General features: G+C 67.4%; 10 protein-coding genes and 1 pseudogene. 3 read left to right on the top strand and 8 right to left on the bottom strand.

Annotated elements, in window-relative coordinates:
- The 4 genes and pseudogenes from ACFO3A_RS13735 to ACFO3A_RS13720 form a co-directional block, all read right to left on the bottom strand.
- Positions 1-133 (bottom strand): annotated as a pseudogene (locus ACFO3A_RS13735) (IS5/IS1182 family transposase); the annotation flags it as partial.
- 107 nt (positions 134-240) lie between these two features.
- The gene (hemE, locus tag ACFO3A_RS13730; RefSeq protein ID WP_377727441.1) at positions 241-1,347 is read right to left on the bottom strand and encodes a uroporphyrinogen decarboxylase; all 1,107 of its coding nucleotides are present in this window, start codon (positions 1,345-1,347) and stop codon (positions 241-243) included.
- Between the two features lie 39 nt (positions 1,348-1,386).
- Positions 1,387-1,818 (bottom strand): CoA-binding protein, encoded by a 432-nt coding sequence (locus ACFO3A_RS13725; protein WP_377727439.1) that lies wholly within the window; start codon positions 1,816-1,818, stop codon positions 1,387-1,389.
- A 58-nt stretch (positions 1,819-1,876) separates the two neighbouring features.
- Positions 1,877-4,132: a protein-disulfide reductase DsbD family protein gene (locus ACFO3A_RS13720; protein WP_377727437.1), complete on the bottom strand. Its 2,256-nt coding sequence runs from the start codon at positions 4,130-4,132 to the stop codon at positions 1,877-1,879.
- A gap of 57 nt (positions 4,133-4,189) precedes the next feature.
- Here ACFO3A_RS13720 and ACFO3A_RS13715 point away from each other — a divergent pair, with 57 nt between their 5' ends.
- Positions 4,190-5,038 carry a creatininase family protein gene (locus tag ACFO3A_RS13715; RefSeq protein WP_377727435.1) on the top strand — a complete coding sequence of 283 codons (849 nt, stop codon included), beginning with the start codon at positions 4,190-4,192 and terminating at the stop codon, positions 5,036-5,038.
- Between the two features lie 95 nt (positions 5,039-5,133).
- On the opposite strand, the gene pgi is transcribed toward ACFO3A_RS13715, so the two are convergent.
- The 4 genes from pgi to lplT form a co-directional block, all read right to left on the bottom strand.
- Complete coding sequence (pgi, locus tag ACFO3A_RS13710; RefSeq protein ID WP_377727433.1) at positions 5,134-6,735, bottom strand: glucose-6-phosphate isomerase; 1,602 nt, start codon at positions 6,733-6,735, stop codon at positions 5,134-5,136.
- Positions 6,732-7,691: a transaldolase gene (tal, locus tag ACFO3A_RS13705; protein WP_377727431.1), complete on the bottom strand. Its 960-nt coding sequence runs from the start codon at positions 7,689-7,691 to the stop codon at positions 6,732-6,734. The genes pgi and tal overlap by 4 nt, the downstream gene beginning before the upstream one ends.
- A 74-nt stretch (positions 7,692-7,765) precedes the next feature.
- Positions 7,766-8,644 carry a DMT family transporter gene (locus ACFO3A_RS13700; protein ID WP_377727429.1) on the bottom strand — a complete coding sequence of 293 codons (879 nt, stop codon included), beginning with the start codon at positions 8,642-8,644 and terminating at the stop codon, positions 7,766-7,768.
- A gap of 57 nt (positions 8,645-8,701) precedes the next feature.
- Positions 8,702-9,991 (bottom strand): lysophospholipid transporter LplT, encoded by a 1,290-nt coding sequence (gene lplT / locus ACFO3A_RS13695; protein ID WP_377727427.1) that lies wholly within the window; start codon positions 9,989-9,991, stop codon positions 8,702-8,704.
- Positions 9,992-10,119: 128 nt separating this feature from the next.
- Between lplT and ACFO3A_RS13690 the strand changes: the two genes are divergently transcribed.
- The gene (locus tag ACFO3A_RS13690; RefSeq protein WP_377727425.1) at positions 10,120-10,770 is read left to right on the top strand and encodes an alanine racemase; all 651 of its coding nucleotides are present in this window, start codon (positions 10,120-10,122) and stop codon (positions 10,768-10,770) included.
- 137 nt (positions 10,771-10,907) lie between these two features.
- On the top strand, positions 10,908-12,050 hold the full coding sequence (gene lldD, locus ACFO3A_RS13685; protein WP_377727423.1) for an FMN-dependent L-lactate dehydrogenase LldD: 1,143 nt from the start codon (positions 10,908-10,910) through the stop codon (positions 12,048-12,050).
- Positions 12,051-12,069 lie beyond the last annotated feature (19 nt).

Here is a 12,069-nt window from a genome sequence, read left to right as displayed (position 1 = left end):
ACAGCACTGCACAGAACACCTCGTACAGATCGAGCTTGATCGGTTTGGTGCTGCGTCGAACGCTGCGCAACAGCGGCTCGATCTCGGCAAATTTCTCTCGACTGATGTCGCTTGGGTATGGCTTTCTCTTCACCCCAGAATTGTCGGGGGAATGAGATCGTAAACACGCTCTTAGACAATTTTCAACGCCGGCGGGCAGGGAAAGGGCGGCCTTGCCGGCCCTCTCTGCCCGCAAGCCGGTCAGCGCCCCTGGCGCAACTGGCGCGAATAGCCGTGTACCGTTTCCACCAACGCCGCCACATGCTCCGGCGGGGTGAACTGGCTGATGCCGTGGCCCAGGTTGAAGATGTGCGTGGCGCCCAGGCTGTTGCGGTCGGTGTGCGGGGTGCCGAAGCTGTCCAGCACGGCGCGGGCCTGTGCGGCGACCTGTTCGGGTGGGGCAAACAGCACGTTGGGGTCGATATTGCCCTGCAGCGCCTTCGCGTGACCGACGATGGCGCGGGCCTTGCCCAGGTTGGCCGTCCAGTCCAGGCCCAGCACTTCGCAATCGATGTCCTTCATGTCCGGCAGCCAGATGCCGCCGCCCTTGGTGAAGACGATGCGCGGCACGTCCTGCCCGTCCACCCCGGTGCGCTTCAACTGCGCCAGCACGCGCCTGGTGTAGGCCAGGCTGAACTCCTGGAAGGCGCCGTCGGCCAGCACGCCGCCCCAGCTGTCGAACACCATCACGGCCTGGGCCCCGGCGTCGATCTGCGCATTCAGGTACTGCGCCACGCTGTCGGCGTTCACGGCCAGGATGCGGTGCATCAGGTCGGGGCGGGCGTACATCAGGCTCTTGACCAGGCGGTAATCGTCGCTGCCCTTGCCTTCGACCATGTAGCAGGCCAGCGTCCAGGGGCTGCCGGAGAAGCCGATCAGCGGCACGCGGCCATCGAGGGCCTTGCGGATGCTGGTGACGGCATCGAACACGTAGCGCAGCTTGTCCATGTCGGGCACGGCCAGTTCGGCCACGGCGGCTTCGTCACGCACGGCCTTGGCAAAGCGCGGGCCTTCGCCCTCGGCAAAGCTCAGGCCCAGGCCCATGGCGTCGGGCACGGTGAGGATGTCGCTGAACAAAATGGCGGCATCCAGCGGGAAGCGCTCCAAAGGTTGCAGCGTGACTTCGGTGGCGTAATCCACGTTCGTCGCCAGCCCCATGAAGCTGCCGGCCCTGGCGCGGGTGGCTTTGTATTCCGGCAGGTAGCGCCCGGCCTGGCGCATCAGCCACAGCGGCGTGTAGTCGGTGGCCTGACGACGGCAGGCACGCAGGAAAGTGTCGTTGGCAAGGGGAGCGAAGGAAGTAGTCATGGGGGGCGATTGTCGCAGCCTTGGCAGGCGGCCTGGAAATTAGTCGTTCGCGTGCAGCCGCCGATGCTCGATCTTGGTACACAGGTCCTGCACCACGACCAGCCCCGCCGCCTCGGCCTGGCGGGCGGCCTCGTCGTTGCGCACGCCTTTTTGCATCCACAGGGCGCGGGCGCCGATGGCGATGGCATCCTGGGCAATGGCCGGGATTTCCTCGCTTTGCCGGAAGCAGTCGACCAGGTCGATCTGTATCCCCCTGGGGGCCAGGGCCGCTGCCGCTTCGCGCAGGCTGGCAAAGCACATCTCGCCCAGCAGCAGGGTGCCGTGCGCCCCTGGGTTGATCGGAACGATGCGGTAGCCCTGGGCCTGCAGGTAACGGGCCACCTCGTGGCTGGGACGTTCGGGTTTGGGGGACAGCCCTACCACTGCGATGGTTTTGCTGGTTCGTAAAACGTGGGCAATGACACTTTCCATAGCGACCTCCAAACTTTCAAAACGGGCGCCGAAACGCCGTTAGAACGTAAACACGTTCTTAGATGCCCGCCAGCGCCTGCAGGACATCGTCCGGGCGGATCAGTTCGGTCAGCACCACCGGCGCCTTGCCGGGGGCCAGCAGCACATAGACCGGCACGCCGCTGCGGCCCAGCTGCTCCAGCGCAGCGGTGATGCGCGGGTCCTGGCGTGTCCAGTCGGCCCGCAGCAACTGTACGCCTCGTAATGTAAATGCTTGTAACACCGCCGGGTCGGACAAAGTGGTGCGTTTGTTGAATTGGCAGGTCACGCACCAGGCGGCGGTGTAATCGACGAATACCGGGCGGCCTTCGGCCAGCAGCTGCGTTTGCTGCTCGGGGCTCCACGGCTGCCAGAGCGCCGTTCCCGGGGCGGAGCTGGCGGCGCTGGCCTCCTGCGGAGGCAGTTCACGCAGATAGGGTGCGAGTGTCGGCAGCAGCCAGCCCAGCAAGGCGGCCAGTACGGCTCCCAGCAGCCAGCGGGTGCGGCCCTGCAAGGTCAGCGCCCAGATCAGGGCCGACAGGGCCAGCAGCAGCGCCAGCAGGGCGGCCACGCCGTCCACCCCGGTCTGCTGCCCCAGCACCCAGGTCAGCCACACCACCGTGGCCAGCATGGGAAATGCCATGGCGCAGCGGAACGTCGCCATCCACGGCCCGGGGCGCGGCAGCCAGCGCAGCAGGCCCGGCGCCCAACTGAGCAGCAGGTAGGGCAGCGCCATGCCCAGCCCCAGGGCCGCAAAAATCGCCAGGGCCTGCGCGGCGGGCAGCGCCACGGCAAAGCCCAGCGATGCGCCCATGAACGGCGCGGTGCAGGGCGAAGCCACGGCCACCGCCAGCACGCCGGACAAAAACGCATCGGCCACCGGATGGCGCAGGTGCAGGCTGGCGATGCCGCTGGGCAGCATCTGGCCGAATTCGAACACCCCGGCCAGGTTCAGCCCCAGCACGGTAAACAGCACGGCCAGGGCGACAATCACCATCGGGTTCTGCAATTGAAAGCCCCAGCCCAACTGTTCCCCCGCCGCCCGCAAGGCCAGCAGCAGGGCGCCCAGGGCCGCGAAGCTGACCACCGTGCCTAGGGTATAGGCCAGACCGCCCAGGCGCTGCGCCCGCATGTCGCTGCCGTGACGGGCAAAGCCCAGCAGTTTGATGGCCAGTACCGGGAAAACGCAGGGCATCAGGTTCAGCAACAGGCCGCCGATCAAACCGCCCGCTAGGGCCATCAGCCAGCTGCCGGAACGGGCGTTGCTGCCGCCACTGGCCGGGGGCGCGGTAGTGGTTGGATTGGTCTGATTGGCTTGGTTGGCCGCCAGCGCCGCTGCCAGCGCGGGCGATATTTCGGCCAGCTGCGCGGCCTGCCACTGGCCTTGCACCGGGGCCGCGATGCGCCAGGCCGCTGCCGGGGGCTGCTCAGCCACGCTGCTGCCCGCGACGGGCAGGCCCAGCACCACCTCCAGCGCCGCCGGCGTGGCCCCGCGCATGTCGGACAGCGGCAGCGTGGCGTGCCACACCGCGCCGTCCCAGCGCTGCTGCCAGTCGCGGCCCAGGACGGCGGCGTGGCGGAAGGTGTCGGCGGCTTCGGGGTAAAAGGCCAGCTCCTGGCCTTGTGCCGGGGCGGGCAGCCCCTGCACCTGCAGGGTGACATGCTGACCGTCCGGGGCTACCTCGAATTGCCCCGTCAGGGCGCTGGAAACCGCTGGCGCACGGGCCTGGGCGTCGGCAAATGCGGCAGCAAAGGCGCCGTGGCTTTGCGCCACGGGAAGCTGCACCTGCAACTGCACGTCTTCGGGAATGCACTCCACCCGGCAGACCAGCCAGCGGGCGTGCAGGCCGATGCGCACCGTGCCGTCGGCATCAGGCGTGAAGTCCGGCCCCACGGTCATGGGCACGGGCAGCAGAATCTGCCCTTCGTAGCCGTAGTTGAGCAAATCCCCCACACGGATTTGCTGCGGCACCGGCCAGGCGATCTCCCCGGCCTCCAGCCCTGGTGGCACATCCCAATCCAGTTCGGTCGGCAGGCCGGAATCACCGGCATTTTTCCAGTAGGTGTGCCATTGCGGTTGGTGCGTCAGCAGCAGTCCCAGCGTCAAGGGCTGTCCGGCGGCGATGCCGTCGGGCGCCTGCACCACCAATCGGGCCTGCACATGGGGGGTGGCCGCCTGGTCGGTGGCCCGTTGGCCCAGGGTGAACTGGGCCTGAGCGGGCAGCGCCAGCAGCAGGATCAACCACAGGCAGCAGCGCCAGAACAATGCAACAGGGGAAAGGGGGGCAGACGACATGCTGGCTTTCGAGCAGGGGCGGCGGGGGAGGTTCCCCCGGTCAATAATGCGGGCACTATGCAAACCCGTTCCGACTTGCACGCCTGGCCCAGCCGCTATTGGGCAGAAGTGACCGCCCACGATTTTGCCCTGGCCCAGGCCCAGGGACTGGCAGCGCAGACCATCGCCCTGCTCCCCCTGGGCGCAACCGAGCAGCACGGGCCGCACCTGCCGCTGTGCGTGGATACCGCGCTGGCCGACGGCATCGTCGCTGCCGCGCTGGCGCAACTGCCCGTGCATGTGCCCGTGCTGGCCCTGCCCACGCAGGCGATCGGCCTGAGCGTGGAACATCAGGCCTACCCCGGCACCCTGAGCTTGCAGCCCGCCACCTTGCTGGCGCTGTGGACGGAGCTGGGCGCGTGCGTGGCGCGGGCCGGGGTGCAGAAGCTGCTGCTGTTCAACGCCCACGGCGGCAACGTGAGCAGCATGGACATCGTGGCGCGGCAACTGCGCCAGCAGCACGGGCTGCTGGTCTACCACAGCAGCTGGTTCAACCTGCCGCTGCCGCAGGATTTGCACGACGCTTTCAGCGCCCACGAACACCGCTTCGGCGTGCATGGCGGCGAGGTGGAAACGTCGATGCTGCTGCACCTGGCGCCCGGGCAGGTACACATGCAGCGGGCGCAGAACTTTGCTTCCACCTCCGCGCAACGGGCGCAGCAGTTCCCGATTCTGGGCAACGGCAAAAGCGCCAAGCTGGGCTGGGCGATGCAGGACTACAACCCCCAGGGCGCCGCCGGCAACGCTGCCGCCGCCGATGCCCGGCGCGGCCAGGCGCTGGTGACGGCGGCGGCCCAGGCGCTGGCGCAGCTCTTGCAGGAAATCCACCAACTGCCGCCGCAGACCGTCGGCCCGGCGTATGGATAAATAAAAGGAGCTGCTTCCGATGGTGTTTATTAGATTTCAGATGGTTTTATGCCTGAAATCCTTTGAATACCAGCGGAAGAAGCTCCTTTTTATGGTTAAGTGGCCGCTGGCCCCAGTTGCTCCATCAGGTCGCGGGTGGAGGCATCCACGCCTGCCCAATCGTCCTGCTCCTCGCGCTGGCGCAGTTGCTGGGCCAGTTGCTTGCCCAGCTCCACGCCCCACTGGTCGAAGCTGTTGATGCCCCAGATGGCCCCGGCGCTGAACACGCGGTGTTCGTACAGGGCGATCAGGGCGCCGACCGAGGCCGGGTTGAACTGCTGGAGCAGCAAGAAGCTGCTGGGCCGGTTGCCCGGGCAGTCCTGGTGGGCGCTGGCACCGTGGCGGCCCAGCATCAGCGCCTGGGCCTGGGCGATGGCGTTGATGACCAGGCTGTGCTGGTGCGCCCCCAGGTATTTGCCGCCGCTGCGGGCCACGATGAACTCCACCGGCACCACGTCCTGCCCCTGGTGCAAGAGCTGGAAAAAAGCGTGCTGGCCGTTGGTGCCCGGCTCGCCCCAGACGATGGGTGCGGTCGGCACGCCCAGGCTGCGGCCATCGTGCGTGACGCGCTTGCCGTTGCTCTCCATCTCCAGTTGCTGCAAATACGCCGCCAGACGGCGCAGGCCGTGGCTGTAGGGGGCGATGCAGCGGTTGCCCAGGCCGCAGAAGTTGCGGTACCAGATGTCCAGCAGGGCCAGGCGCAGCGGCAGGTTCCGTGCCATCGGGGCGGTGAAGAAGTGCGCATCCATGGCGTGCGCCCCGGCCAGCAGGTCGCGGAACTGCTCCTGGCCGATGGCAATGGCAATCGGCAGGCCGATGGCCGACCACAGCGAAAAGCGCCCGCCCACCCAGTCGGCAAAGGCCAGGCAGCGGGTGATGCCGAACTGCTCGGCAGCGGCCACATTGCTGGTCAGCGCGACGAAGTGCCGGGCAATCGACACCGCCGCCCCGGGTTCGGCGCAGCCGCCCTGGCGCAGAAACCAGGCGCGGGCCGAATGCGCGTTGAGCATGGTTTCCGCCGTGGCAAACGATTTGGAGGCAATCAGGAACAGCGTCGATTCGGGCCGCACCTGGCGCAGCACATGGCCCAGCTCGTGCCCATCGACGTTGGAGACGAAATGGAAACGCTTGTCTGCATCCACCCAGTCCTCCAGCCCCTGCACCACCACTTCCGGCCCCAGGTGCGAGCCGCCGATGCCGATGTTCACGATGTCGGTAATCCGGCGGTCATTGCGCACCTGCTCGGCCAGCGCCAGCATGGCGTTCAGGGTGTCGTGCGCTGCGGCCAGGGTGTCCCATTGCGCTTCGGGCCAGCTGGCGACCACCGGGTGCTGGCGCAGCGCCCCGCCATCGGGCGGCATCCGCAGCAGCCAGTGCATGGCGGCGCGGCCCTCGGTGGTATTGACCGGTGCCCCGGCCAGCATGGCATCGCGCCGGGTTTGCCAGCCGCATTCCCGGGCCAGCGTTTGCAGCAAGGTTTCCGTTTGCGCAGTCCAAAGATTCTTGGACAGATCGGCGTACACATGCGGCGCCTGCTGCGCCAGTTGCGCCAGCCGCTGCGGGTCATCGGCAAAGGCCTGCACCAGATCGAACTGCGCCATCGCGTCCGCGTGGTGCGCCTGCAGCGCCGCCCACGCCGGGGTGGCGTGGCACATCATGCCCGTGCCCCGGCTTCGCGCAGCAGGGTTTCGAGCTTGCGGGTATCCACGGCAAAGGCGCGGATGCCCTCGGCCAGTTTTTCCGTGGCCATGGCGTCCTCGTTCAGGGCGAAGCGGAAGCTGGCCTCGTCGTACTGCACCGGCGCAATGTCCAGCTGCTGCGCCGCCCGGGCATCGAGGGCCGGGACGACCGGGGCCGTGCTGGCCTCCAGCTGCGCCAGCAGTTCCGGTGCAATGGTGAGCAGATCGCACCCGGCCAGCGCCACGATCTGCCCGGTATTGCGAAAGCTGGCGCCCATCACCTCAGTGGCGATGCCAAAGCGCTTGAAGTATTCGTAAATCTCGCGCACGGAACGCACGCCGGGGTCGTTGGCCCCGGCCATGGCCGCTTCGTCCCACTGGCTGCCGGCCTGCTTTTTGAACCAGTCGTAAATGCGCCCGACAAAGGGCGAGATCAGCTGCACCCTGGCCTGGGCGCAGGCGATGGCCTGCACTTTGGAGAACAGCAGCGTCAGATTGGTGTGAATGCCCTGCTGCTCCAGAATGCGGGCGGCTTCGATGCCCTCCCAGGTGGCGGCGATCTTGATCAGCACCCGGTCGATGGGCACCCCGGCGCCCTGGTACAGCTCGATCAGGCGCTGGGCACGGGTCACGGTGGCGCTGGTGTCGAAGGACAGCCGGGCATCCACTTCGGTAGACACGCGGCCCGGCACGACGGCCAGGATTTCGCCGCCAAAGCGCACCAGCAGGCGGTCGATCAGCTCGTCCAGGGACGCGGTGCCGAAGCGCTGCACCACTTCCTGCAGCAAAGGCGCGTACTGCGGCTGCTGCACGGCTTTCAGAATCAGCGAGGGGTTGGTCGTGGCGTCCTGGGGCCGGAACTGCGCCAGTTGTTGAAAATTGCCGGTATCGGCCACCACGGTGGTGACCTGTTTCAAAGCGTCCAGTTGGTTCATGGCAGGAGGGGAAAGTGTCGAATCGGATGGCCCAAAGTGTAGGGCAAGCCCCCGCCCTGCTTTGCTACTACCCCCTACGGGGCGAGCGCGGCCAGCAGGGCGCCGCCCACGATCAGGCCGCCGCCCAGCAGCATCTGCGCCGTCAGCTGCGTGGCCCCGAGCAGCCAGGCCGAGCCGCTGGCAAACAGGACTTCCGACAGCATGATGACCGAGGTCGTCGCCGTCGGCAGGCGGGCCGCGCCAAACTGCAATGCCCAATTGCCACCGGCTACCAAGGCGGCCATGCCCAGCACGGCCACGACCCACACCGCATTCACGGGCGGCAGCCCCGGCAGCCACCCCACGGCGCAGCCCAGCAGCGCGGACAGCAGCCCCATCCCCATGCAGCCGGCAAACATCGCCAGCATGCGGGCCGATGCCGGGGCCGCGCTGGGGTGGCGCAGCGTGACGTTGGTAATGGCAAAGCAGATGCCGGCAAACAGCCCCAGGCCATCGGCCACCGAAAAATCGCTGCCCAGGCGCTGCCAGCCCTGCGCCCCCGTCGGCAGGATAACCAGGGCCATGCCGGCAAACGCCAGCACCAGGCGCAGCACGGCCATGCGGGAGGGGCGCTCGCCCAGAAAACGCCAGGCCAGCATCACGGCCCAGGCGGGCATCAGGTAGAACAGCAGAATCACCCGCACCACGTCGCCAAAGGACATGGCGGTGTTGAACGCCACATTGGTCAGCCCCGCCGCCAGCGCCAGCAGCCACAGCGCTCGGTCGTGGCGCAGGTGCCGCCAGGCGCCCGGAGCCAGCACGCCCATGGCGGCCAGCAAAACGGCGTACATCAGCGCCGTGGCCCAGGGCGCGGCCAGCCCGGCGGCCAGCATGGTCTGGAACGGCCACCAGGACAGCCCCCACACCAGGGCGTTCAGCGTCAAAGCGACATGCGGGGCAAAGCGAAGGGACATGGCGGTTGCAAACGCAGCGGGGTTGGATGCCGTCAGGCGCAAAGGGCGGTTCGGCGGCTATTCGTGCTTGTCGCTGCGGGCAATGGTCAGGAGCTTGCGCATCTCGCCCCCGAAATTGCGGCAGTTGTAGACGTACCAGCGCCCGATCAGCCACATGCAGATGGCGACCAGCAGGCCGCAGGCAGTGATCGCGCCGTAGGCCGTCAGCCCCAGCAGCGACGCCAGGCTGTACAGCACCCCCAGGCTCAGGATGGCGATCTGCTCATTGAAGTTTTGCACCGCAATCGAACGGCCCGCGCCCATCAGGCAGTGCCCCCGGTGTTGCAGCAGCGCGTTCATCGGCACTACCAGATAGCCGCCCAGGGCGCCGAGCATGATCAGGAAGGGCACCGCCACCCAGAGCTGGTGGATGAAGTTCATGGCCAGCACCAGCAAGCCCATGGCGATGCCGACGGGAATGGCCCGCGTGGCGTACTGCAGCCGCATGCGTATGGCGGCCAGCACGGCGCCGGCAGCGGTGCCCAGCGCCACCACGCCGACCAGGGCGGACGCCTGGGTGGTGTTGTAGCCCAGCGCGACTGCCGCCCAGGCCAGGACGATATAGCGCAGATTGCCCGACACCCCCCAGAACAGCGTGGTGGCCGACAGCGAAATCTGCCCCAGCTTGTCGCTCCACAGGCTACGGTTGCAACGCCAGAAATCCTGCAACAACCCGGCCAGACCGGTACCGTTCTGGTGGGTGTTGTGCCAGAACGGCATCAACGGCGCCTTGGTGCGCGGAATCCCCAGGTTGAACAAGGCCGCTGCGGCATAGACCAGCACCAGCACGGCAATCGCCGCCTTGGCCGCACTGCCTGCGCCAGGGACGCCCAGGCCCAGCAGATAGGGGGCAATGGCCGGCCCGACCAGTTGGCCGCCCAGCAGCACGCCCAGGATGATGGAGGAAATCGTCAACCCCTCGATCCAGCCATTGGCCCGCACCAGTTGGGAGGGGGGCAGCAGCTCGGTCAGGATGCCGTACTTGGCCGGGGAATACGCCGCAGCGCCCAAACCGACCAGCGAATACGCCAGCAGCGGATGCGTGCCCCACAGCATCAGCAGGCAGCCCAGCACCTTGATGGCATTGCTGATGAACATCACCCGCCCCTTGGGCATGGCATCGGCAAATGCGCCGACAAAGGGCGCCAGCACCACGTAGAACAAGGCGAACATCGGCACCAGGGCGGCTTGCTGCCATTCGCCGGCACCAGTGCCGCGCAGCAGCTCCACGGCGACGACAAACAGGGCGTTATCGGCCAGCGAGCTGAAAAACTGCGCCGCCATGATGGTGTAGAAACCGCGCTTCATGCAATAAGAAACCCGCCCAGCCTGCGTGATCGGCGTGATGGCAGGCCCGGCACCCCTGTAAGAAAAAAGACGGGTGGTTATATCACGCAGCCCAGTGTCAGAATCCGCCGTTTGCCGGAACCCCTGCCATGACCGACCCTGCCGCTTCTTCCCACGCTGCGCCCTGCGCCACTGCACCGTTGCCGATGCTGTCTGCCGCGCTGCCCCAGGCACGGCTGTGGGGCGGCCTGTCCGCGCAGGATGGGTTGGTCGCAAAAAATTTTTCAATCCTGCACGCTGCCGAAGGTTTTGCCGTGCAGGACGTGGCCACTGCCGGACAACTGCGCCGCCTGGGCTGGCGCGGCCCGATCGCGCTGCTGCCGGGCGTGGCCGACGCCCGGGCGCTGGAGCTGTGTTCGCGCCTGGGGCTGTGGCCTGCCGTGGCGTGCGACGCCCACATCGATTGGCTGGCCGCGCACAAAAGCCAGCAGCCCCTGCAGGTACTGCTGGGGGCCGGGGCGCAGGGTTTTGCGCCTGCACGGCTGCGCAGCGCCCATGCGCGGTTGAGCGCCCTGCCCCAGGTGGACGGCGTCATCCTGTGGGCGCAGGCGCCGGATACGGCCACTGCGGCGGCCCTGGCGGGGCAACTGGACGCCAGCAGCGCCGACTGGCCCGGCCAGCGCAGCCTGGTGGTGACACTGGCGCTGGACATGGCCGCCACGCTGCTGCCGCAGTTGCAGGCGCTGGCCGCCCAGGCCGAGCGCCAGGGCTGGGACCTGGAAGTGGTCTGCACCGTTTGAGGCCCGTTTGAGGCCGTTTTGGCCTCCCATGAAATTTTTGCAAGGCGGCGGCAAAGGCGGGCTAACGCCAATGCCCCGGCCTACCATTGGCGGCCATCATCGTGGCAGGCGCTGCCGCCAATCCAGGGAACGTTTTCATGATCATTTCTTCCACGACCGACTACCGCGCCGCCGCACAAAAGCGCCTGCCGCCCTTTCTGTTTCACTACATCGACGGCGGCGCCTATGCCGAGAAAACGCTGGCCCGCAACGTCAGCGACCTGGCAGAGGTCGCCCTGCGCCAGCGCGTCTTGAAGGACATGAGCCAGCTGGACACCAGCATCGAGCTGTTCGGCGAGAAGCTGTCCCTGCCCGTCGCCCTGGCCCCGGTGGGCCTGACCGGCATGTTCGCCCGCCGGGGCGAAGTGCAGGCTGCCGTCGCGGCGGACAAGAAGGGCATTCCCTTCACCATGTCCAGCGTCTCGGTCTGCCCCATCGAGGAGGTCGCGCCCCGGCTCAAGCGCCCGATGTGGTTCCAGCTCTACGTGCTGAAAGACCGGGGCTTCATGAAAAATGCGCTGGAACGCGCCCAGGCCGCCGGCGTCTCCACCCTGGTGTTCACCGTGGACATGCCCACCCCCGGCGCCCGCTACCGCGACGCACACTCGGGCATGAGCGGCCCCAACGCCGCCCTGCGCCGCTACCTGCAGGCCGTCACGCATCCGCACTGGGCGCTGAACGTCGGCCTGCTGGGCCGCCCGCACACGCTGGGCAACATCTCGGCCTACAAGGGCCAGAACGTCAGCCTGGAAGACTACATGGGCTACCTGGGCGCGAACTTCGACCCCTCGATCTCGTGGAAAGACCTGGAGTGGATTCGCGATTTCTGGCAAGGCCCGATGGTCATCAAGGGCATCCTCGACCCCGAGGACGCCAAGGACGCCGTGCGCTTCGGCGCGGACGGTATCATCGTCTCCAACCACGGTGGCCGCCAGCTCGACGGCGTGCTGTCCTCGGCCCGCGCCCTGCCGCCCATCGCCGATGCGGTCAAGGGGCAGATCAAGATTCTGGCCGACTCGGGCGTGCGCAACGGCCTGGACATCGTGCGGATGCTCGCCCTGGGCGCGGACTGCACCATGATCGGCCGCGCCTTCGTCTACGCCATGGCCACCGACGGTGAAGCCGGCGTGACCAACCTGCTCGACCTGCTGGAAAAGGAAATGCGCGTTGCCATGACGCTGACCAGCGTGAAAAACGTCAGCGAAATCACCGCCGACCTGCTGGTGCATGATCAGGGGTGACACCCCCATCCCTTGCGGC

Origin of the sequence: Comamonas nitrativorans (assembly GCF_042654765.1) — a bacterium.
Taxonomy (GTDB): domain Bacteria; phylum Pseudomonadota; class Gammaproteobacteria; order Burkholderiales; family Burkholderiaceae_C; genus Comamonas; species Comamonas nitrativorans.
The sequence above is the reverse complement of the archived record's forward strand: the minus strand, read 5'-3'. Positions and strand labels throughout refer to the sequence as shown.